Below are 21,559 nucleotides of genomic sequence, written 5' to 3' on the forward strand. Positions count from 1 at the left end.
CGCAGAAGAAGATGGCTGGGGCGGCAGGATTCGAACCTGCGCATGGCGGCATCAAAAGCCGCTGCCTTACCGCTTGGCGACGCCCCAGCAACGCCGATATCGCTTCGACGTGGGGACGCCATATAGCGTGTGATTGGCGAAAGGAAAGCCTAGTCATCATAGTTTGATGCCGCCAATATGCGGCCTGCCCTTTCGTCCGGATCACACGCCTTCATGTCGGTTTCCAACGCGCCTTCCGCCCAGATATCGCCTGCCTCCCCGCTGTTTCTGCGCGAGGATGAGATTCGGCGCGGCATAGAGATGCTTTATTTCGGCTATTCGGCCCTAACCCGCTCGATCGACGAGGGCTTGGCGGCGCAGGGGCTGGGCCGGGCGCATCACCGCGCGCTCTATTTCATCTCGCGCCAGCCGGACCTGACGGTGAAGGAATTGCTGCGCCTACTGGCGATCACCAAGCAATCGCTGGGCCGGGTGCTGAGCGACCTGATCGACCGCGGCTATATCGAGACGCGGACCGGGACCAGCGACCGGCGGCAGAAATTGCTGCGGCTGAGCCCGTCCGGAAAGGCGCTGGAAGCGGAGATGTTCCGGGCGCTTCGCGAGAAGATGGCGACGGCCTATGCGCAGGCGGGCCAGGGTTCCGTGACCGGATTCTGGCGCGTGCTGGAGGGGCTGATTCCCGAAGCCGACCGGTCGATGGTGTTCGGACTGCGCAGCCGATAAGGGCGGCCGCGCGAAACCTTCTGCGCCGCCACGCGCTTATCGGGCTCCTGAATCGATGAAAGAGGAGCCAACATGCGCACATATCTTATTGCCGCGACTGCCCTGCTGACCGCAACTGGTCTGTCCGCCTGTTCGGAAAAGGCGCAGGACAATCTGGACAATGCCGGGTCGGCCATCGGCGACGATGTGAGCAATGCGGTCGATCATGCCGGTGCGAAGATCGACAACGGTCTGGATGATGCAGGCCGCGCGATCGACAATGGCGCGGCCAAGATCGGTGCGGCGACCGACAAGGCAGCGGCGGACGCGAAGCGCGAGGCTGGCGAAACCAAGCAGGATGTCAGTCAGACGCTGGAAAATGCCGGCAAGGATCTGCGCAACGAATAAGAGCGACGGGCGGGTGCTGGGCCCTGGGCAAAATCAGGATAACTTTGGTATTCGTTCGCCCTGAGCCTGTCGAAGGGCCGCACTTTTTGAAGAACAGGACAGGGCTTCGACAAACTCTCCTGAGCAAGGTCGAAGGGCCGAACGAATCATATTGTAGGCACTTTGCCCTAGAAAACCACATTGCGGACGAAGCGGACGGGATCGGCTTCGCGATTCGCGAACAGATAGGGGCGGTCGCTGGTGAAGATGAGAAAGTCGCCAGCGGCCACCCGACTGGGCGCCTCCCCGTCTCTTTCGACCGTCAGCACGCCTTGCATGACATAGAGCATTTCATGCCAGTCGGCGGCATCCGCTTCGGCCGGATAGACTTCGTCCGCACCCAGCGACCATGTCCATAATTCCGCTTCCCGCGCGGCCGGGACGGTGCCGAGCAGGGTGGCGCGGCTGTCGTCGCTGATCCCGCGCCAGGCGAGGCTGTCAATCCGGCTGTTGTCGCGCATGTCCGGCGGACGGACAAGGCGTGAGAAGCTGACGTCGAGCGCCTGCGCCAGCCGGTCAAGCGTGGACAGGCTGACATTCGCCTCCCCGCTTTCGATGCCGGAGATCATGCGGCGACTGACGTCCGCCTGCGCCGCCAGCGCATCCTGACTGAGGCCGCGTTCGGCGCGCAGCGCGCGGACATTGCCCGCGACATGGGCAAGGACATCTGGCCGCTTGGGCAAGCGATCCTGCGTCGCGGCGTCTTGACTGTGCAATATAGTGCTCATAGGGCATGTGCATTATGTTGCACAATCCCGCTCTCGACAAGCCCGCTCAGCCCCGCCTGATGATCGGCCGCCCGGAACTCGCGCTGATCGGCGTGACCGTCCTGTGGGGCGGCACCTTCCTCATCGTGCATCATGCGGTGCAGGCGACCGGGCCGTTCTTCTTCGTCGGGCTGCGTTTCGGGACGGCGGCGCTGCTGGCCCTGCCCTTCGCGCTGCCGGTGCTGCGCGGGCTGACCGCGCGGGAAATGCTGGCAGGGCTGATGATCGGGCTGGGCATCTTCATCGGCTATTCGCTCCAGACCTGGGGTCTCCAGACGATCAGCAGCAGTACATCGGCCTTCATCACGGCGGCCTATGTGCCGCTGGTGCCAATTCTCCAGTGGCTCATCCTGCGGCGGCGGCCGAGGCTGGCAAGCTGGGTCGGGGTGGCGCTGGCCTTTGCCGGGCTGGTGCTGATCGCCGCCCCGGAACAGGGATTTGCCCTGGGCAAGGGCGAGGCGCTGACCCTGATTAGCACGCTGGCGATCGCGCTGGAAATCATCTTCATCAGCCTGTGGGCGGGCAAGGTGAATGTCGCGCGAGTGACGCTGGTGCAACTGGCGGTAACGTCGCTGCTCGCTTTTGCCTGCATGGCGCCGGCGGGTGAGGCCGTGCCGCCCTTCAACTGGATGGTGGTGCTCAGCGCCTGTGGCCTTGGTGCGATGACCGCGCTGATCCAGTTCGTGATGAACTGGGCGCAGCGGAGCGTCTCCCCCACTCGCGCCACGCTGATCTATGCCGGGGAGCCGGTATGGGCGGGCATCATCGGCCGGATCGCGGGGGAAAGGCTGCCCTCGACTGCGCTGGTCGGCGGCCTGCTGGTGGTGGCTGCCGTGATCGTCAGCGAAATCGAGTTCAAGCGGAAGAAGGGTTGAGAGCGTCGTGCGCTAAATTCGGGATGGCGTAAAGCGAGCAAAATTGGCCCCTCCCTTTCAAGGGAGGGGCTTATATAGTGTTCCCACGCAAATCCGTCATTTAACGGCGCTTTAATGCCTCAGCGCCGCCTATCCCCGTCGGAACACCGGCGCGCGTTTTTCGAAGAAGGCGGCGAAGGCTTCCTGGGCTTCGGGCGAGGAGAGGGTTTCGCGGAACAGGCGGGCTTCCTCTTCCATCCTGGCGTTGAGCGCGGCGGGATCGCCCTTCATCAGGCGGCGGGTGGCAAGCAGGGCTTGCGGCGGCTTGGCCATCAACGCGGCGGCCTTTGCCCGGGCATGGGCCAGCAGGCCTTCCGCCGGGACGATGGCGGTAACGAGGCCGGCACGATCGGCCGCGTCGGCGTCCATCGGTTCGCCGAGCAACAGCATCGCCGCCGCCTTGGCATGGCCCAGCGTCGTGGGCGCGAGCAGGCTGGAGCCGGCTTCGGGCACGAGGCCCAGATTGACGAAGGGCATGATGAAGCGCGCGTCGGGCGCGGCATAGACCAGATCGCAGTGGAACAGCATGGTCGTGCCGACGCCGACCGCCAGCCCCTGCACCGCGGCGATCAGAGGTTTGTCGAAGGCGGCGATCGCCTGGATGAAGGCGAAGGCGGCGGCGGCGCCCTCCGGCCCGGCCATGAAGTCCTTCAGGTCATTGCCCGCGCAAAAGGCGTCCCCCTGCCCCGTAAACAGGACTGCGCCAATGTCCGGCCGGGCGGAGGCATCGGCCAGAGCGGCCGTCATCGCGCGATACATCGGGCCGGTCAGCGCATTCTTCTTGTCGGGGCGATCGAACTGAATCTCGATGACGCCGTCCGTTTCCATGATCCTGATACCGTCGGACACGGTCCATCCTCTCCTTTTTGGACTCCAAGGGGAAATTGTTGGCGCAGCCGGAGCGCCGCGTCTATCCCCCGCGCAAACCGCCGCTGCCATGGGAAAGCCGATGAATCGCCTGCGCCAAGTCCTGGACCCGTTCCTGTTGCTGCTGATCGCGACCGTCGCCCTAGCGTCCGTCCTGCCTGCAAGGGGCGAAGGCGCGCGGATAGCCGACATGGCGGCGGACGCCGGCATCGTGCTGCTTTTTTTCCTGCATGGCGCAAAATTATCGCGTGAGGCGATCTGGAGCGGCGCGAAAGCGTGGAAACTGCATCTGGCGACGCTCGGCACGACCTTCGTCGCTTTCCCGATTCTGGGGCTGATCATCGGGCGATTCGGCATCGTGCCGCAGGATATGCGGGCGGGCCTGCTGTTCCTGACGTTGCTGCCTTCGACGGTGCAATCGTCCATCGCCTTCACCGCGATCGCGCGGGGCAATGTGGCGGCGGCGGTGGTCAGCGCCTCCTTCTCCAACCTGCTGGGCATTTTCCTGACACCCGTTTTGGTCGCCCTGCTGATGCAGAGAAGCGGCAGCGGGAGCCTGATTTCCCTGTCTTCGGTCGAAGGGATCGTGTTGCAATTGCTGCTCCCCTTCGTCGTGGGGCATTTGCTGCGGCCGTGGATCGGCGGCTTCGTGACGCGGCACAAGAGCCTGCTGGGCAAGGTCGACCGGGGATCGATCCTGCTGGTGGTCTATGCCGCTTTCTCCGCCGCCGTGGTCGAGGGGCTGTGGTCGAAAGTGTCGGGCTCGGAATTGCTGGCGCTGGCGGGGCTGTGCATCGCGATATTGGCGGTCATCCTGCTGTTCACGCTGGCGCTGGGGCGGATGATGGGTCTGTCGCGGGAAGATGCGATCGTGCTGCAATTTTGCGGGTCGAAGAAGAGCCTCGCGTCCGGCGTGCCGATCGCTGGCGTGTTGTTCCCGGCGGCGGCGGTGGGGCCGATCCTGCTGCCGATCATGCTGTTCCACCAGATCCAGCTGATGGCCTGCGCCTTTCTGGCGCGCCATTATGGGGCACAGGTGGACGATAAAAAAGACAGCGAGTGAGACATAGGAATCGACTCTGCCGAGGTGCTTTTATACATACGTAAAATATAAGCTGGTCTGGGGTAATCGCATTGGTCCAAGGGGTGCTGGCCGGGAATGATCCCGACGCGGGGTGGAGCCTGCCGGCCTGGACCTATGCCGATCCCGAATTTTTCGCGGTGGAGGTGGAGCGGATATTCCGTCCGTCCTGGCAGATCGTCTGTCATGAGAGCGACATTCCCCTTCCCGGCGACTATCATACGCTCGATTATATTGGCGAAAGCGTGATCCTGATGCGTGGCGACGATGGCGTCGTGCGCGGCTTCACCAATGTCTGCCGCCATCGCGGCGCGCGGATCGTGGACGGGACGAGCGGCTGCGCGAAGAAGCTGGTCTGCCCCTATCATGGCTGGACCTATGAGACGGACGGCCGCCTGTCCGGCGTGCCGATGAAGGCCAGCTATGGCGCGGGTTTCGCGCTGGCCGACCATGGCCTGGCGCCCGTCGAAGTCGAAAGCTGGCAGGGCTTCCTGTTCGTGCGGCTGATCAACGATGGCGGGCCATCTGTAGCGCAGATGATGGCGCCCTATGTGCAGGAAATTGAAGCCTATCGCTTTGGCGACTTGCGCGCGCTGGGGCGGGTGACGTTGCGGCCGCGCGATGTGAACTGGAAGAATATCGGCGATAATTATTCGGACGGACTGCATATCGCGGTGGCGCATCCGGGGCTGAAGCGGCTCATGGGTGACGGCTATGGCGTGGAGACGTCGCTCCATGCCGACAAGATGTGGGGGCCGATCCTCGATCGCCCGTCGGTCAACCTGTCCGAGCGGGCCTATCAGCATTTTCTGCCGTCCGTGCCGCATCTGCCGCCCGAGCGGCAGCGGCTCTGGACCTATTATAAGCTGTGGCCCAATTTCGCCTTCGATATCTATCCCGATCAGGTGGACTTCATGGCCTGGCTGCCGGTGTCGCCGACGCAGACTTTGATCCGCGAGATTTCTTACGCCTTGCCGGATGATCGCAGGGAGATGAAGGCCGCCCGCTACCTCAACTGGCGGATCAACCGGCAGGTCAATGCCGAGGATACGGAACTGGTCGGGCGGGTGCAGGCGGGTATGGCCTCGGCCAGCTTCACCGTCGGCCCCTTGAGCGAACAGGAAGTGGCGCTGCGGCATTTTTGCGGGCGGGTGCGGGAGCTTATCCCGCAGGCGCGGCTGCATCGCGCGCCGGGAATGGGATGGAGCAGCAGGGCATGAGCAAATCCTACGACGCGGTCATCATCGGGGGTGGGCATAATGGCCTCACCTGCGCCTTCTATCTGGCGCGGGCGGGATACAAGGTCCGCATCCTGGAGCGGCGCAATGTCGTGGGCGGCGCGGCGGTGACGGAGGAATTCCACCCCGGTTTCCGCAATTCGACCGCCAGCTACACGGTCAGCCTGCTCAATCCCAAGGTCATCCGCGACATGAAGCTGGCCGATCACGGCTATCGCGTGATCGAGCGGCCGATCAGCAATTTCCTGCCGCAGGAGGATGGCGGCTATCTGAAGCTGGGCGGCGGACTGGAGAAGACGCAGGCCGAGTTCGCCAAGTTTAGCGCGAAGGACGCCGCGGCGCTGCCGGCTTATTATGATGCGCTGGAGGTAGTGGCCGATATACTGCGCGATCTGGTGCTGAAAAGTCCGCCCAATGTCGGCGATGGGCTGACCATGATCGTCGATGCGCTGAAACAGGGCCGCCGGATCGCGGGCCTCGGCATCGAGCAGCAGCGCGATGTGCTGGACCTGTTCACCAAATCGGCCCGCAGCTTCCTCGACTCATGGTTCGAGAGCGATGCCGTGAAGGCCGCGTTCGGCTTCGACGCCGTGGTCGGCAATTATGCCAGCCCCGACACGCCGGGCAGCGCCTATGTGCTGCTGCACCATGTGTTCGGTGAGGTGAATGGCAAGAAGGGTGCCTGGGGCCATAGCGTGGGCGGCATGGGCACTATCACGCAGATCATGGCGAAGGTCGTGGCGGCCATGGGCGTGGAGATCACATTGGAAGCGCCTGTCGCATCGGTGCTGGTCGATGGCGCGCGCGCGGTCGGGGTGAAGCTGGAGAGCGGCGAAGAGGTGATGGGCGGCGCGGTGATCGCCAATGTCGGGCCGAAACTGCTCTATGAGCGGATGATGGCCCCCGCCGACCTGCCGGCCGATTTCCTGAAGCGCGTGAAGGCGTTCAAGGCGGGATCGGGCACGTTCCGCATGAATGTGGCATTGGATGCCTTGCCCGACTTCACCTGCCTGCCGGGCGTGGGGGAACATCATCAGTCGGGGATCATCATCGCGCCGACTTTGGACTATATGGACCGGGCCTTTCTGGATGCGAAGCGCGATGGTTGGTCGAAAGCGCCGATCGTGGAAATGCTGATCCCCTCGACTATAGACGACACGCTGGCCCCGGCCGGGTGCCATGTGGCAAGCCTCTTCTGCCAGCAATTCGCGCCGGACCTGCCGGACGGGCGCCATTGGGACGATGAGCGCGAAGCAGCGGCCGATGCGATCATCGCCACGGTGGAGGCGCAGGCGCCGGGCTTTACGAGAAGCGTGATTGCAAGGCAGATTCATTCGCCGCTGGATCTGGAGCGGAAATTCGGGCTGGTCGGCGGCGACATCATGCATGGCAATCTGACGCTGGACCAGATGTGGGCCGCGCGCCCGGTGCTGGGCCATGGCGCCTATCGCGGACCGGTGAAAGGCCTCTATATGTGCGGCGCAGGCACGCATCCGGGCGGCGGCGTGACCGGCGCGCCGGGGCATAATGCGGCGCGGGAGGTGTTGCGCGACGGGACGCTGATCGGGAAATGGCGGCGAAGGTAATTATATTTCAGAGATCGTATATCGGCCGCCCTGCATTCACCCACTCTCGCATCGATTGTACCATCTGTACGGTGGGATATTCTCTTATATCATCTTTGGATGCCCCACATGCCAGTTCACGTTCGACATACCAAGCCTGGAAAACATCGTAATCACTGAGTATCTTGCTGGCTCCGATGGACGGTGCGCCCGCGTGATGAACCAGCCAATCACGAACATGGCGAACTATCTTGATATGATCGCCGCCATGTGCGCGAATATCCCAACCTGCGATATCGGATAACGCCTTGTGATAATCGAACCGCGTTTCCTCCAGAATCAGGATCGCCTTGGTTTCCAACTGTCCTTCACCGAAACGACGACATCCATGATCTATGCCCAGTTCGAACGGCATGTTCATGCGTGCATATTCGTTCCCGCTGGCGGACTTACATCGACTGAGATCATGGATTGCATATTTCGAACCGCGAACGAGTTCGACAATGCGATCCAGTCTATTCGCCGCATTGTCTGCATTTTCGGGCGCCAGACGAGGATAATATCCTAAATCCGTTACACAAAAAGCCATAGCTTGAAGCAGCGGCGCGAACTCTTCATCAAACGGGCAATTGATGAAGACAGACAATTCGAATGGCGCCATTCCGCCTCAACCGATGGCCGGATGGATATCACCCATGTAGGAATTGCGCTCTCGGATACGACCGTCCCTATCATGAATATACAGAACGGTTTTCTGATTTCTCGCAATTTTCACAGCAGCAGCAATGGCTTCTTCCTGAGTTGAATGCGTACTGCTGGCCCTTACCGAACCCGTCTTTTTTACGCTCCAGCCCCTCGGACCGGGAACGACATGCTGTCCGCCCTTAGCCATGGATCACGCACTCCTTAGGCTCTTCATATAGGGATTTTCGAGTAAAACAGCTACTAAATCTCGATGCTCAACCGAGGCAACCGCCTGCCGCCTTGCCCTCCCCCGCTCGCTTCCCTAAAGCACCGGCTCATGCCCGATATCTTCATTCCTGACGCGACTCCCGAGCTGACTGGCCGGGCGTTGTTTCCGCATCGGCATCTGCTGTCGATCGCCGACCTCAAGCCCTGGGAAATCCGCTTCCTGCTGGATGAGGCCGAACATTGGGCCGCGACCAACAAGGGGCAGGCGCGCAAGCATGACGGGCGGCTGGCGGGGATGACCCAGATCAACGCCTTTTTCGAGAATAGCACGCGCACCTTGCTGTCGTTCGAGATTGCCGGCAAGCGACTGGGCGCGGATGTGGTGAACATGGCCGCCGCCACGTCCAGCCTGAAGAAGGGCGAGACGCTGATCGACACGGCGATGACGCTGAACGCCATGGCCGCCGATGTGATCGTCATCCGTCATGCCAGTTCGGGCGCGGTGCGGCTGATCGCCGACAAGGTGGATTGTCCGGTGCTGAACGCAGGCGATGGCTGGCACCAGCATCCCACGCAGGCCCTGCTCGACGCGCTGACCATTCGCCGTCGCAAGGGCAGTTTCGAAGGGCTGGTGGTCGCGATCTGCGGTGACGTGCTGCATAGCCGGGTGGCGCGGTCGAACATGCTGTGCCTCGCTGCGCTGGGCGCGCAGGTGCGCGCGGTGGCGCCGCCGACGCTGCTGCCGCCTGAGGTCGAGATGCTGGGGGCGACGCCCTATACGCGGATGGACGAAGGGCTGGAGGGCGCGGACGTGGTGATGATGCTGCGGCTTCAGAATGAGCGGATGGACGGCGCCTTCATCCCGTCAGCGCGCGAATATCATGCGCTGTACGGCCTGACGCCCGAACGGCTGGCCATCGCCAAGCCCGACGCGCTGGTCATGCATCCCGGCCCGATGAACCGGGGCGTGGAAATCACCAGCACGGTGGCCGACCATCCCGATCGTTCTGCGATCACCGAACAGGTGGCGATGGGCGTGGCGGTGCGCATGGCGTGCCTGGATGTGCTGACGCGCAGCGCGCGTGCTGTGGAGGGCTGGGCATGACCAAGATCGCCATCATCAACGGCAAGTTGGCCGATCCCGCCGGTGATGCGCTGACATCCGGTACCGTGCTGATCGAGGGCGACCGGATCGTCGCGACGGGCGCGGTCGATGTGCCGACCGATGCGCAAACGATTGACGCACAGGGGCTGGTGGTCGCGCCGGGCCTGATCGATCTGGGTGTGTTCGCCACAGACAAACCCGCCTTCCACTTTGGCGGGATCACACGCGCGGCGCTGATGCCGGACCAGCGCGCGCCCCTGGACGAAGTCGGCCTGATCCGGGAGGCGACCCGCGCGGGCAAGCCCGATTTCTGGGTGCACCCGATCGCGGCGGCGACGCGGGGCCTCAAAGGGACCGAAATGGCCGAAATGGGCCTGATGCAGATGGCCGGGGCGAAAGCCGTGGGCACCGGGCGCCAGTGGATCGCCGATTCGGGCGTGATGCTGCGCGTGCTGGCCTATGCCAGCGGGCTAGGCCTGACATTGATCGCTCATGCAGAAGATGGCGGCCTGTCGGCCAAGGCGGTAGCGACCAGCGGCGAGACGGCGACGCGCCTCGGCCTGCCTCACGCTCCGGCCTGTGCCGAGGCGATGGCGATCGCCCGCGACCTGATGCTGGTGCGGCAGACCGGCGCGGCGATCCATTTCCGGCTGGTGACGACGAAGGCGGGCTTCGATCTGATCCGCGCCGCCAAGGCCGAAGGACTGAAGGTAAGCTGCGGCATCAGCCCGGCCTATCTCTATCTCAACGATCAGGCGGTGACGGATTTCCGCACTTTTGCCCGCCTGTCCCCGCCTCTGCGTGACGAGCGTGATCGGCAGGCTTGTCTCGCGGCGGTGGCCGACGGCACGGTCGACGTCATCACCTCCAGCCATGATCCGCGCGGGCCGGAGGACAAGCGCCTGCCCTTCGCCGATGCCTCACCGGGCATGGCGGGAGCGGAAACGCTGCTGGCGCTGTCGCTCAATCTGGTGCGCGACGGGCAGCTTTCGATCAACCGGTTGATGACGCTGCTGAGCGCCAATCCGGCGAAGATATTGGGCGTGGACGCTGGCAGCTTTGCGAGCGGCAGCGCGGCGGACCTGATCTTCATCGATCCGGATGCACCCTGGATCGTCGATTCGGGCAAGATGGCGGCAGCGGCGGGCAACACCCCATTCGACCGCCTGCCGGTGCAGGGCCGCGCGCGGCGGATCATGAAGGGTGGGCTGTTCCTGTAACGGCCGCCATCATATGATCGTCGACCTGCGCCTGTGACATCAGATGCAGGGCGCAGCGTTCGTCATCAATGCCATAAGCGAGCAGCCAGCCTTCGGGCAGGCGGAGTGCTCCGCACACATAGATGACCGATCCGGCGTTGGGGTTGAGCGGCGGATAGAGCCGGTCCGAGGCGAAAGGGTTGGGCAACTCGATGGCACGCCGGGCGATACGCCGGAGGCCAGTCCGGCAGTCCGCGTCGAAGGTGAAGACCGCTGCCTTGTAGCTGCGTGTCGAAGTGCCGCTGTAGAAAGTGGCGTGGCAGAAGTGATAATATTCGCCCTGCCACAGGATCGGCGCGGCGCCGCCGCGAAGCAGTCCGAGGCCGGGAGCAGACGGGACAAGCGGCCCACGCACATCGACCTCTTCGAACAGCAGATCATCGTCGCCGATCGTGCGGACGGCCATGACCGTGAACGGGTCCGATGCGTAGAGCGCCTTGATCTGCCCGTCGAAGAAGAGGCCCCAATTCTTCTCGATCATCTGGCGATCGCCGGTCTTCCCCAGCAACAGAGGCCGCCCGACCGGTCGGAGTGCGTGGCGATCGATGGCGCAGACGAACTGGTTGTTGTGCGGCTTCTTATAGCCGTCATTCCAGTAGAGATAATCGCGCCCGTCGAGGCGGAACAGGCGGGGATCGGCATGCCAGGACAGGCTGGCGGACGGATAGCAGGCCGGATCGAGCAGCAGATGATCCGAAAAGGGCGTCACGCTGTCCGCGATGATATCCAGATTGGCATTCAGGCGACAAAAGGCGATCTTTCGCCCCAACGCCTCCGAAACCACGCGATAGGCCATGATATAGCCATCGCCATCAGCCAGCAGGCTGGGGTTGAACACGCGAAAGCCGTCGCCCCGGCTATCTCGCCAGGATTGCGGCACCAGCGCTTCATTGTCGAAGATGCGCGTGAACCCCGTCGTCAGCGTCATGCCTGCATCCCCATCTCGATCCGACGTCCCGTCTTACAAAGCCGTTGATCGCCCCGCTATGGCTGTTGCGCGGGCGCGAGGGAACCTGCGTCGTGCTGACGCGCTTGCCCTGTTGGACAGCAGGGGATGATGATGACCGATCGAATTGCGCAACAGGTGCATGTCGACGCGCCGTGGAAGATTCCGCCGCGGGCCTGGTGGGAGATTTTGAAGCGGGTCTATGCCGCCATGTCGGGCAATCATCTGGGCCTGTTGTCGGCCGGTGTCGCTTATTATGCCTTTCTGTCGATCGCGCCGCTGCTGGCGGCGGTGGTGCTGACCTATGGGCTGATCGGCGATCCGTCGCTGGTGCAGCGGCATATGGCCGCGATCATTACCGTGGTGCCAAGCGACGCGGCGCAGATCATCAACGACCAGTTGATAAGCGTGGTGTCCGCCGCCAAAGGGACGACCGGCCTCGGCCTTGTCATGGCGCTGGCGCTGGCGGTCTATGGCGCGACGCGCGCGGCGACCGCGATCATGGAGGCGCTCAACATCGTCTACGCTTCGAAGGAATCGCGCGGCATCATCGCCCTCTATCGGGTGTCGATGGGCATCACCTTTTCCGCCGTGCTGGTGGTGGTGGCGGGCGTGATCACCGCGACCATCATCGGGCTTGTCCAGAAATTGCTGACCGGCTGGGGTGGTGGCGTGATCTTTGCGATCAAGGCGACGACATGGGTGTGCGCCGGGCTGCTGGCCAGCACGATATTCGGGCTGATCTATCGTTTCGGGCCGCATCGGCGCAAGGCGCAGTGGCAATGGCTGACGGTGGGATCGGTGACGGCCACGCTCTTCTGGCTGCTGGTGACGCTGGGCGTATCCTTCTATGTGTCGCGCTTCGGCAATTATAACGAGACTTATGGATCGCTGGGCGCGGTGGTGGTGCTGCAATTGTGGCTGTTCGTGTCCGCCTATGTCGTGTTGCTGGGCGCGCAGATCAACGCGGAGGCCGAGCGGCAGACCAGCGTGGACACGCAGGTCACGGAGCCGATGCAAAAAGCCGCATAATGGCGCTTGCCCTACCCGACAGCCCGCGCTAAAGCGCCCTCCTTCGCTGGTCCCGGCCAGTGCAGGAGTGTAGCTCAGTTGGTAGAGCGTCGGTCTCCAAAACCGAATGCCGTGGGTTCGAGTCCCTCCACTCCTGCCAAGCGAACTGGCCGCGAACCCTTGAAAAACCATGGGTTCGCGGCTAGGTGCGCTTAGCGAAGCATGGATCGCGGAGCATGCGGTCGCACCCCCGGACGCTGAAACCAAGCGGGATCGGGAGGGCGGACTGTTGCTTCGCGAATTGGTGTTGGTTCAAGGTTCAAGAAGGCAGGCGATGGCGAAGGTTTCCCCCGGCGAATTCGTCAATCAGGTGCAGACCGAAGCGAAGAAGATCGTGTGGCCAACCGGCCGCGAAACGATCATGACCGGCGTGATGGTCGTCATCATGACGACCCTGCTGGGCCTCTTCTTCTTTGGCATCGACACCTTCTTCGGCGCGATCGTTCAGTGGTTGCTGAGCGTTGCAGCCGGCCAGGCCTGATTTTAGGCGGGATTTTGATTGGCGCGATTTCTCAAGCGAAATCGCACATGGGAGTTTGAGACGGTAACATGGCGCGCTGGTACATCATCCACGCCTATTCGGGCTTCGAAAACAAGGTCAAGGAATCGATCCTGTCCGAAGCCGAGCGCATGGGCCTCTCCCAACTGGTCGAGCAGGTGGAAGTCCCCACCGAGACCGTGACCGAAGTCAAGCGCGGCAAGAAGGTCCAGGTCGAACGCAAGTTCATGCCCGGCTACGTCCTAGCCAAGCTGGCGATGAACGACGACATCTATCACCTGGTCAAGAACACGCCCAAGGTGACGGGCTTCCTGGGATCGAGCGGCAAGCCGCAGGCGATCAGTGAATCCGATGCCGCCCGCTATTTCGGCGCCCAGAAGGAAGCCGAAGCCGCCCCCAAGCACAAGGTCAATGTCGATTACGAAATCGGCGACAGCGTCAAGGTGCTGGACGGCCCCTTCGCCAGCTTCAACGGCGTGGTCGAGGAACTGGATTTCGAAAAGAACCGGGTCAAGGTGTCGGTGTCGATCTTCGGTCGCGCCACGCCGGTCGAGTTGGACTTCGAACAGGTCGAACTGTCGAAGTAAGAAGCCGCGAGACGGTTTTCAAAAAGGGTCGCCTATCTTCGGATCGGCGGCCCTTTTTGCTTTCGGATGATAGGACAGTAGCGAACCGGGAACGGAGCGTTCCCCGGCGCAGGCCGGGGTCCAGTTCAATGCTCCGACCTGGACCCCGGCCTTCGCCGGGGAACAAAGAGCGATGGCTTATCTCCGTGGGAATGATGGCCGGACGGGGTTTTCCGACAATTGGACAGACCCCCTTTCCTTTCCAAGTGAACATCGCTATAGGCCCGCGCTTCCATATCGCCCGTCAGGGTGGATGGAGCCAAATGCGGGAGGTTGTTTTCGTAACGACCGTTCGACCGCTAAACTTGAACCGGGCGGCATGCATGCCAAGTCGCCCAGCTAAAGAGTGAGTGACAATGGCCAAGAAGATTACGGGCTATATCAAACTCCAGGTGCCCGCTGGAGAAGCAAAGCCCGCCCCGCCGATCGGCCCTGCCCTGGGTCAGCGCGGCGTGAACATCATGGAATTCTGTAAGGCGTTCAACGCCCAGACCGCGAACATGGACAAGGGTACCCCGCTGCCCACCATCATCACCGTCTATGCAGACCGCAGCTTCACCTTCATCATGAAGCAGCCGCCCGCCACCTATCTGATCAAGAAGGCCATCAACCTGAAGTCGGGTTCCAAGGAACCGGGCAAGGTCGTCGCCGGCAAGATCACCCGTGCGCAGCTCGCTGAAATCGCCCAGTCGAAGATGGTCGACCTGAACGCGAACGACATCGACGCAGCGACGAAGATCATCGAAGGCTCCGCCCGCGCGATGGGCCTCGAAGTGGTGGAGGGCTAAGACCATGGCAAAGATCACCAAGAAGGCGAAGGCCCTGTCCGCCGCCATCAACAAGGAAAAGCTGCACGGCGTTGACGAAGCACTGGGCCTGATCAAGACCCACGCGACCGCCAAGTTCGACGAAAGCGTCGAAATCGCGATCAACCTGGGCGTCGATCCGCGTCATGCCGACCAGATGGTCCGTGGCGTCGTCACCCTGCCCGCCGGCACCGGCAAGGACGTCCGCGTCGCCGTGTTCGCCCGCAACGACAAGGCGCAGCAGGCGCTCGACGCCGGTGCCGACATCGTGGGTGCCGAAGACCTGCTCGAATCGATCCAGGCCGGCAACATCGACTTCCAGCGCGTCATCGCCACGCCCGACATGATGGGTCTGGTGGGTCGCCTGGGTAAGGTTCTGGGGCCCAAGGGCCTGATGCCGAACCCCAAGCTGGGCACCGTGACGCCGAACGTCGCCGAAGCCGTGAAGGCCGCCAAGGGTGGCCAGATCGAATTCCGCGTCGAAAAGGCCGGCATCATCCACGCTGGTCTGGGCAAGTCGAGCTTCTCGGCCGAAGACCTGCGCAAGAATTTCGACGCCTTCGTTGAAGCAATCGTCAAGGCGAAGCCGTCGGGTTCGAAGGGCAAGTACGTCCGCAAGATCGCCCTGTCGTCCTCGATGGGCCCGGGCGTGAAGGTCGATGTGGCGGAAGTCGCTTCGGTCTGATCCTGCACGGATAAGTATAAAAGGGGCCGCCTTCCCTCCTTGCGGGGGAAGGCGGCCTTCTTATTTTGTAGAGCATCGCCTTCTTCGGGAGGGCGCCGCTACAGCGAGGGTTTTCTCCCTCTATAGGGGGACACCCCTCCACCATCGCCCCGGCGGTGGCACCCCTTTCCCCGAACGGGAAAGGATTTTGGAACCGGAAGCATGACCTACTTCCGGGCTTCCCCTTTGCGGAAGCATGAGCGGTCTTTTCGTATCCGTCGGGAATGGCGGGTCGCTTTTACCGATGGAAAACAAGAATATGGCATTTGAATTTCTCCCCGCCCTCCTGTCGCAGGCGCTGACGACCAAAGGGTATGAAGCGCTGACCCCCGTCCAGTCCGAAGTGACGCAGGAGGAAGCGCATGGCCGCGACCTGCTGGTGTCGGCACAGACCGGATCGGGCAAGACCGTCGCCTTCGGCCTGGCCATGGCCGGCGAACTGCTGGGCGAAGAAGAAAGGTTGCCCGTGGCCGGTCTGCCGCTGGCGCTGGTGATCGCGCCGACGCGCGAACTGGCGTTGCAGGTCAGCCGCGAACTGGAATGGCTCTATGGCGCGGCGCGCGCCCGCATCGCGACCTGCGTGGGCGGCATGGACGCCGCCAAGGAACGCCGCGCGCTCAGCCACGGCGCGCATATCGTCGTCGGCACGCCTGGCCGTCTGCGCGACCATCTGGAACGCGGCGCGCTGGACCTGTCGGCCATGCGTACCGTCGTGCTGGATGAAGCGGACGAGATGCTCGACATGGGCTTCCGCGAAGATCTGGAAGGCATTCTCGACAGCGCGCCGGAAGGCCGCCGGACCCTGCTCTTCTCGGCCACCATGCCCAAGCCGATCGTGGCGATGGCCAAGCGCTACCAGCAGGACGCGCTGCGCATCTCCACCGTCAGCGAAGAACGCGGCCATGGCGACATCAGCTATCAGGCGCTGACGGTCGCCCCGTCCGACATCGAGAATGCGGTGGTGAACCTGCTGCGCTTCCATGAGGCGGAGACGGCGATCCTGTTCTGCGCCACGCGCGACAATGTGCGTCATCTGCACAGCAGCCTGACCGAGCGTGGTTTTGCCGCCGTGGCGCTGTCGGGCGAACATAGCCAGAATGAGCGCAACCATGCGTTGCAGGCGCTGCGCGACAAGCGCGCCCGTGTGTGCGTGGCGACCGACGTGGCCGCGCGCGGCATCGACCTTCCCTCGCTGACGCTGGTGGTCCATGTCGAACTGCCGCGCGACGCCGAGACGATGCAGCATCGGTCGGGCCGCACCGGTCGCGCCGGCAAGAAGGGCACCGCCGTCCTGATCGTGCCCTATCCGCGTCGTCGCCGCGTCGAATCGATGCTGCGCGGGGCGAAGATCCCGGTCGAATGGGGCACCCCGCCGAGCAAGGAAGCGATCCTGGAGCAGGATAATCTGCGCCTGCGATCGACCCTGATGGAAAAGGCGGAACTGGACGAGGCGGATTGGGCGCTGGGCGCCGAACTGCTGGCCGAAAAGTCCGCCAAGGAAATCGCGGCGATGCTGGTCAGGAGCGCCCGTGCAGCCCTGCCTGCGCCTGAAGAGCTGCTGGACCGCAGCGAAGCCCCTGCCCGCAATGACGGGCCGCGTCCGGGCTTTGAGGACACCCAGTGGTTCCGCATGGACATTGGTCGTCGCCAGAATGCCGATCCGCGCTGGATTCTGCCGCTGATCTGCCGTCGTGGCCATGTGTCGCGTCAGGACATCGGCGCGATCCGCATCACAGCCGACGAGACCATGTTCGAAATTCCCCGGACGATCGCCAGCCGCTTCATGTCGGCGGTCAAGCGCAGCGGTGAGGCCAATGACGAGGGCGCGGATGTCGCGTTCGAAATGATCGACGGCGCACCGCGCGAACAGGCCCGCGAGCATAAGCGCGCCGGTGGCCGGCCTAACGATCGCGGGCCGCGTCCGCCCGCCCATGCCGCTCGCCCGTTCAAGGGCGGCCCCAAGCGTCCGGGTGGCCCCGGCGGCCATGGCGGCCCGCGTCGTCCGCGCGGCTGATCTTTGAACAAAGTTGGCGGGTGGAGCGATCTCCACCCGCCATTTTTATATCAGCGCACGCCACAGAGCGTGAGCATCCGGCCCGCCAGTTCGCGTTCGCCCATGACGACATGGGGCACGCCCAGCCCCTCCAGATGCGCGACCTCCGCATCGCTATGGGCGCGGGCGATCACTTGCAGCTTGTCGTTCAGGTGGCGGGCATGTTCGTGGATGGCGCCACCCTCGAAACCCTCCGGCACCGCGATCAGCAGGTGACGCGCCTCGCAGATGCCCGCGGCGAGCAGATGCTTGTCCTCCAGCGCATTGCCCTTCACCACGGTCAGACCGGCCTCCTGCGCCTCCTCGACCTTTTCTGCATCGCCCTCCACGATCACGAAATGGACGTTGCGTTCGTGCAGGCGCGCGGCGATCAACTTGCCGACGCGGCCATAGCCGACGAGGATGACATGACCGATGCGGGGCTGTTCGGGCTGCTTCTTCGCTTCGCCTTCATCATCCGCTCGCTCATGCTTGCGCACGATCATCGAGAAGAGGATGGGGTTGAGGAAGATCGACGCCATCGCCCCGGCAAGGATCAGGTCGCGCGCATCCTCCGGCAAGACACCCAGCCCGGTGCCCAGTGAGGCGAGGATGAACGAGAATTCGCCGATCTGCGCGAGGCTGGCGGCGATGGTGAGCGCGGTGACATTGGCATAGCCGAAAGCACGCACGATGCCCCATGCCGCGATCGACTTGCCGATGACGATAATCAGGATGGTGGCGAGCAGTGGCAGCGGATGCTCCACCACGATCGAGGGATTGAAGAGCATCCCCACCGACACGAAGAAGAGCACGGCGAAGGCGTCACGCAGGGGGAGGGTTTCTTCCGTCGCGCGGCGGCTGAGTGGCGTTTCGCCCAGAATCATGCCCGCGAAGAAGGCGCCCAGCGCGAATGACACGTCAAAGGCCAGCGCCGCGCCGAAGGCGACACCCAGGGCGATGGCGAGGACAGCAAGACGGAACAGCTCGCGCGATCCGGTATGGACGACCCAATGCAGCGCCCAGGGGATGACGCGACGGCCGACGATCAGCATGAGCGCGACGAAGCCAACCACCTTCAGCAAAGTGCCCAGCAGCGGCGCGATCAGGGCGGAAGCCCCTGCCCCGTCGGCGCTGTTCATGACGCTGGCGAGGGCGGGCAGCAGGACAAGGGCGAGGACCATCACCAGATCCTCCACGATCAGCCAGCCGACCGCGATTCGTCCACGCCGGGTTTCGACCAGATCAGCGCCCTGAAGCGCCCGCAGCAGGACGACCGTGCTGGCCACAGACAAGGCCAGGCCGAAGACGATACCGCCCATCAAGCCCCACCCCATCAAATGCGCCAGCCCCATGCCCAGCAGCGTCGCCACGGCAATCTGGACCAGTGCGCCGGGCACGGCGATATTCTTAACCGAGAGCAGGTCTTTCAGAGAGAAATGCAGGCCGACTCCGAACATCAGCAATATGACGCCGATTTCGGCCAGTTCATTGGCCAGCCCTGCGTCGGCGACGAAGCCCGGGGTGAAGGGGCCGACCATGATGCCGGCGATCAGATAGCCGACCAGCGGCGAGAGTTTGAGGCGATGGGCGATGGCGCCCATGATGAAGGCGACGACGAGGCCGGCAACGATAGTGCCGATCAGGGGCGTGTGATGGGGCATAGATGCCTTTCGATCCTATCGCCGGACGCTGGGGAAAACCAAGCGTCCGGCGGAAATTAGCAGTTTTGCGACGATCCAGCCATGCCGTTCGCTTCAGGCACAGGCTGGATGCGCGCCGGTCATTCCACGATGGTCATCATGGCGGCCGACAGGGCGACGGCCGCGGCGCCCAGACCCGCCATGACGACAGGCATGAACCACCAGGGCTGACGGCGACGACGGCTGCGTCGCTGACTTTTGCGAGGCATGGGACAGTCTCCTCCTTCCGACGACAGGCCCGTGCGGGACGGGCGGGTCCGATCAGTCAGAAGAAGGCGGGCGGCGCCCTGGCACGATGGGCGCGCAAAAGATGCAGCGGCTTGAGACGCGGCGCATCCGTCGAAGAGATGCTATCGGGAAGCCGCCGCCAGACGGCCATCAGCAGCGCCGTAAACAGGCACCACAGCGCCACCGGCGGAATTCCGTCGCCATCGGGGCGAGCCGGCTGAACCGCCTGTACGGCGGCCGGCGCCCGCACCTTGAGCACGACATCGATCGTGGCGGGATTGAAGGCAGAACCGGTCGCCCGGCTGAGCGGCAGGCCAAGCGGCGCCAGTGCGGACAGGAGGGTGACAGCAATCAGGGTGCAGAAAGCGGCGAAAAGCGCGGCACGATACATCATGCGCCTTCCCTTCCGCTTTTCCCTACCCATATGCCGCATAGCATCGCCTGTTTGCGTGATCCCACCTTTAAATAGGGAAAGGCGGGGGTGAAAACCAGTGCGGAAACCGACCCCGATCGGTTGACAGAAGCGAGTCATTCCACTAACGGGCCACATTCCCGCGCGGGTCGGCAGGACTTCAATGTCTTTGGTGAGCTGCGTAAAGCAGATTTGAACGAGAAGAGACAAGCCATGTTCGCTATCGTGCGCACAGGCGGCAAGCAGTATCGCGTCGCCGCCGGAGACAAGATCGTCGTTGAAAAGCTGGCTGGCGAAGCCGGCGACAAGGTTGAGCTGGGCGACGTCCTGCTGGCCGGTGAAGGTGGCGAGCTGAAGGATGCTTCCAAGCTGACCGTCGCCGCCGAAATCATCGCGCAGGCGAAGGGCGAGAAGGTCATCGTCTTCAAGAAGCGCCGCCGCCACAATTATCGCCGCAAGAACGGTCACCGCCAGAATCACACGATCCTCAAGATCGTGTCGATCGCCTGAGCGCAGCTAAGTTAAGGAGTTTAGGTCATGGCACATAAAAAAGCTGGCGGTTCGTCGCGCAACGGTCGCGATTCTGAGTCGAAGCGCCTTGGCGTGAAGAAGTTCGGCGGTCAGGACGTGATCGGCGGCAACATCATTATCCGTCAGCGCGGCACCCGCGTGTACCCGGGCCGCAATGTCGGCATGGGCAAGGATCACACCCTCTTCGCGCTCGGCGAAGGCAAGGTGGTGTTCCACACCGGCAAGCTCGGCCGCAAATATGTGTCGGTAGACGCGCTGGCCGCAGCCGCAGAATAACGGACGACTGATGACGGGTCGTCCTTCAAAAGGGGCGATCCTCATGGGTGAAGGGCCATTGGCCTGAACCCGGTCCGAGGGAATAAGGGGCGCTCCTTCCACGCGAAGGGCGCCCCTTTTCCGTTGGGCGAAACACCCTCGCAAAAATCCCTCAAGCCTCTGGAACTCCATGCCTTCTCGCGCGTCGTGCGGGCGGGGCATCCAGCCAGAGATCACCGTCGCGAAGCCGTCATGAAAGGCGGCTAACGGCGCGCCCTAAGAGGAGACGAGAATGTTCGCCCGTACCCCCCGCCTGCTGCTGCGTCCCGGCTGGATGGAAGACGCCCAGGCTCTGGCCATGGCAATCGACGATATCGCGGTTGCCCGCAACCTGACGCGCGTGCCCAGCCCCTATGGGCTGGACGATGCCGAAGCCTTTCTGGCCCTGCCCCATCATCCGCAGTTGCCCCGCCTGCTGGCCTTCACCCGCACCCAGGGCGCCCCGCGCCTTATCGGTGGATGCGGCATCCATCTGAACGAGGATGGCGCGCCGGAACTGGGTTACTGGATCGCCCGCCCCTATTGGGGGCTGGGCTTCGCGACGGAGGCCGCGCGCGCCGTGCTGGCGATGGCGCGGGCAAACGGTGTCACCGATATCCGCGCCTGTCACTTTGCCGACAATCCGGCATCGGGCAATGTCCTGCGCAAGCTGGGCTTCCGCTTCACGGGGCGGATCGAGCCGCGCCATAGCCTGGGCCGTGACGCGATGGTCAATTGCCTGCTGTTCGAAGAAGGCGAAGGTGGCCGAATGAATGACGACCCGGCGATGATGCTCTATGGCGATGCATTGCCAGTGGCAGCCTAAGAGC

At 63.4% G+C, this 21,559-nt stretch carries 25 protein-coding genes and 2 tRNA genes; 18 read left to right on the forward strand and 9 right to left on the reverse strand.

Annotation, left to right across the window (positions count from 1 at the left end; translation table 11 throughout):
• Positions 1-12: 12 nt before the first annotated feature.
• Positions 13-87: transfer RNA gene (locus tag BMX92_RS06035), tRNA-Gln, on the reverse strand.
• A 126-nt stretch (positions 88-213) separates the two neighbouring features.
• On the opposite strand from BMX92_RS06035, the gene BMX92_RS06040 reads away from it, so the two are divergent.
• Both BMX92_RS06040 and BMX92_RS06045 read left to right on the forward strand, forming a co-directional pair.
• Positions 214-723, forward strand: a complete 510-nt coding sequence (locus tag BMX92_RS06040; RefSeq protein WP_093013415.1) for a MarR family winged helix-turn-helix transcriptional regulator — start codon at positions 214-216, stop codon at positions 721-723.
• Between the two features lie 72 nt (positions 724-795).
• Entirely contained in the window at positions 796-1,110 is a 315-nt protein-coding gene (locus BMX92_RS06045) for a hypothetical protein (protein ID WP_093013419.1), read from the forward strand.
• Between the two features lie 167 nt (positions 1,111-1,277).
• On the opposite strand, the gene BMX92_RS06050 is transcribed toward BMX92_RS06045, so the two are convergent.
• Positions 1,278-1,865: a helix-turn-helix domain-containing protein gene (locus tag BMX92_RS06050; RefSeq protein ID WP_256213291.1), complete on the reverse strand. Its 588-nt coding sequence runs from the start codon at positions 1,863-1,865 to the stop codon at positions 1,278-1,280.
• Between the two features lie 26 nt (positions 1,866-1,891).
• Here BMX92_RS06050 and BMX92_RS06055 point away from each other — a divergent pair, with 26 nt between their 5' ends.
• On the forward strand, positions 1,892-2,791 hold the full coding sequence (locus tag BMX92_RS06055; protein WP_093013425.1) for a DMT family transporter: 900 nt from the start codon (positions 1,892-1,894) through the stop codon (positions 2,789-2,791).
• Between the two features lie 129 nt (positions 2,792-2,920).
• Here the strand turns inward: BMX92_RS06055 and BMX92_RS06060 are convergent, their stop codons facing one another.
• A complete protein-coding gene (locus BMX92_RS06060; protein WP_093013428.1) occupies positions 2,921-3,679 on the reverse strand; it encodes an enoyl-CoA hydratase-related protein in 759 nt (252 codons plus the stop codon).
• Positions 3,680-3,779: 100 nt separating this feature from the next.
• Here BMX92_RS06060 and BMX92_RS06065 point away from each other — a divergent pair, with 100 nt between their 5' ends.
• From BMX92_RS06065 to BMX92_RS06075, 3 genes are all read left to right on the forward strand, one after another.
• A complete protein-coding gene (locus BMX92_RS06065) occupies positions 3,780-4,760 on the forward strand; it encodes a bile acid:sodium symporter family protein (RefSeq protein WP_093013982.1) in 981 nt (326 codons plus the stop codon).
• Between the two features lie 71 nt (positions 4,761-4,831).
• Positions 4,832-5,998 carry an aromatic ring-hydroxylating oxygenase subunit alpha gene (locus BMX92_RS06070; RefSeq protein WP_093013431.1) on the forward strand — a complete coding sequence of 389 codons (1,167 nt, stop codon included), beginning with the start codon at positions 4,832-4,834 and terminating at the stop codon, positions 5,996-5,998.
• On the forward strand, positions 5,995-7,602 hold the full coding sequence (locus tag BMX92_RS06075) for a phytoene desaturase family protein (RefSeq protein WP_093013985.1): 1,608 nt from the start codon (positions 5,995-5,997) through the stop codon (positions 7,600-7,602). The genes BMX92_RS06070 and BMX92_RS06075 overlap by 4 nt, the downstream gene beginning before the upstream one ends.
• A 7-nt stretch (positions 7,603-7,609) precedes the next feature.
• On the opposite strand, the gene BMX92_RS06080 is transcribed toward BMX92_RS06075, so the two are convergent.
• Both BMX92_RS06080 and BMX92_RS06085 read right to left on the reverse strand, forming a co-directional pair.
• Complete coding sequence (locus BMX92_RS06080; RefSeq protein WP_093013434.1) at positions 7,610-8,242, reverse strand: hypothetical protein; 633 nt, start codon at positions 8,240-8,242, stop codon at positions 7,610-7,612.
• A gap of 6 nt (positions 8,243-8,248) precedes the next feature.
• Complete coding sequence (locus BMX92_RS06085; protein ID WP_093013437.1) at positions 8,249-8,473, reverse strand: DUF2188 domain-containing protein; 225 nt, start codon at positions 8,471-8,473, stop codon at positions 8,249-8,251.
• Between the two features lie 129 nt (positions 8,474-8,602).
• Between BMX92_RS06085 and BMX92_RS06090 the strand changes: the two genes are divergently transcribed.
• Both BMX92_RS06090 and BMX92_RS06095 read left to right on the forward strand, forming a co-directional pair.
• Complete coding sequence (locus tag BMX92_RS06090) at positions 8,603-9,598, forward strand: aspartate carbamoyltransferase catalytic subunit (RefSeq protein WP_093013440.1); 996 nt, start codon at positions 8,603-8,605, stop codon at positions 9,596-9,598.
• On the forward strand, positions 9,595-10,818 hold the full coding sequence (locus tag BMX92_RS06095) for a dihydroorotase (protein ID WP_093013443.1): 1,224 nt from the start codon (positions 9,595-9,597) through the stop codon (positions 10,816-10,818). The genes BMX92_RS06090 and BMX92_RS06095 overlap by 4 nt, the downstream gene beginning before the upstream one ends.
• Here the strand turns inward: BMX92_RS06095 and BMX92_RS06100 are convergent.
• Entirely contained in the window at positions 10,793-11,785 is a 993-nt protein-coding gene (locus tag BMX92_RS06100) for a hypothetical protein (RefSeq protein WP_093013446.1), read from the reverse strand. The genes BMX92_RS06095 and BMX92_RS06100 overlap by 26 nt on opposite strands.
• Before the next feature lie 132 nt (positions 11,786-11,917).
• Between BMX92_RS06100 and BMX92_RS06105 the strand changes: the two genes are divergently transcribed.
• The 7 genes from BMX92_RS06105 (at position 11,918) to BMX92_RS06135 (ending at position 17,543) form a co-directional block, all read left to right on the forward strand.
• Positions 11,918-12,835: a YihY/virulence factor BrkB family protein gene (locus tag BMX92_RS06105; protein ID WP_093013988.1), complete on the forward strand. Its 918-nt coding sequence runs from the start codon at positions 11,918-11,920 to the stop codon at positions 12,833-12,835.
• 63 nt (positions 12,836-12,898) lie between these two features.
• Positions 12,899-12,974: transfer RNA gene (locus tag BMX92_RS06110), tRNA-Trp, on the forward strand.
• 174 nt (positions 12,975-13,148) lie between these two features.
• Positions 13,149-13,355, forward strand: coding sequence for a preprotein translocase subunit SecE (gene secE / locus BMX92_RS06115; RefSeq protein ID WP_093013449.1), 207 nt, complete (start codon positions 13,149-13,151; stop codon positions 13,353-13,355).
• 68 nt (positions 13,356-13,423) lie between these two features.
• Entirely contained in the window at positions 13,424-13,960 is a 537-nt protein-coding gene (nusG, locus tag BMX92_RS06120; RefSeq protein WP_093013452.1) for a transcription termination/antitermination protein NusG, read from the forward strand.
• 395 nt (positions 13,961-14,355) lie between these two features.
• Positions 14,356-14,787, forward strand: coding sequence for a 50S ribosomal protein L11 (rplK, locus tag BMX92_RS06125; RefSeq protein WP_093013455.1), 432 nt, complete (start codon positions 14,356-14,358; stop codon positions 14,785-14,787).
• A gap of 4 nt (positions 14,788-14,791) precedes the next feature.
• The gene (gene rplA / locus BMX92_RS06130) at positions 14,792-15,490 is read left to right on the forward strand and encodes a 50S ribosomal protein L1 (RefSeq protein WP_093013458.1); all 699 of its coding nucleotides are present in this window, start codon (positions 14,792-14,794) and stop codon (positions 15,488-15,490) included.
• 298 nt (positions 15,491-15,788) lie between these two features.
• Positions 15,789-17,543, forward strand: a complete 1,755-nt coding sequence (locus BMX92_RS06135) for a DEAD/DEAH box helicase (RefSeq protein ID WP_093013991.1) — start codon at positions 15,789-15,791, stop codon at positions 17,541-17,543.
• Between the two features lie 50 nt (positions 17,544-17,593).
• Here the strand turns inward: BMX92_RS06135 and ybaL are convergent, their stop codons facing one another.
• From ybaL to BMX92_RS27280, 3 genes are all read right to left on the reverse strand, one after another.
• The gene (ybaL, locus tag BMX92_RS06140) at positions 17,594-19,225 is read right to left on the reverse strand and encodes a YbaL family putative K(+) efflux transporter (RefSeq protein ID WP_093013460.1); all 1,632 of its coding nucleotides are present in this window, start codon (positions 19,223-19,225) and stop codon (positions 17,594-17,596) included.
• Between the two features lie 119 nt (positions 19,226-19,344).
• Entirely contained in the window at positions 19,345-19,473 is a 129-nt protein-coding gene (locus BMX92_RS27885; RefSeq protein ID WP_256213292.1) for a hypothetical protein, read from the reverse strand.
• 56 nt (positions 19,474-19,529) lie between these two features.
• Positions 19,530-19,886 carry a hypothetical protein gene (locus BMX92_RS27280; protein WP_177184947.1) on the reverse strand — a complete coding sequence of 119 codons (357 nt, stop codon included), beginning with the start codon at positions 19,884-19,886 and terminating at the stop codon, positions 19,530-19,532.
• Positions 19,887-20,117: 231 nt separating this feature from the next.
• On the opposite strand from BMX92_RS27280, the gene rplU reads away from it, so the two are divergent.
• The 3 genes from rplU (at position 20,118) to BMX92_RS06160 (ending at position 21,555) form a co-directional block, all read left to right on the forward strand.
• Entirely contained in the window at positions 20,118-20,414 is a 297-nt protein-coding gene (gene rplU, locus BMX92_RS06150) for a 50S ribosomal protein L21 (protein WP_093013463.1), read from the forward strand.
• A gap of 27 nt (positions 20,415-20,441) precedes the next feature.
• Positions 20,442-20,711 carry a 50S ribosomal protein L27 gene (gene rpmA, locus BMX92_RS06155; protein ID WP_093013466.1) on the forward strand — a complete coding sequence of 90 codons (270 nt, stop codon included), beginning with the start codon at positions 20,442-20,444 and terminating at the stop codon, positions 20,709-20,711.
• Between the two features lie 271 nt (positions 20,712-20,982).
• On the forward strand, positions 20,983-21,555 hold the full coding sequence (locus BMX92_RS06160; protein ID WP_093013469.1) for a GNAT family N-acetyltransferase: 573 nt from the start codon (positions 20,983-20,985) through the stop codon (positions 21,553-21,555).
• Positions 21,556-21,559 lie beyond the last annotated feature (4 nt).

Source organism: Sphingobium sp. YR768, from assembly GCF_900111125.1.
GTDB lineage: Bacteria > Pseudomonadota > Alphaproteobacteria > Sphingomonadales > Sphingomonadaceae > Sphingobium.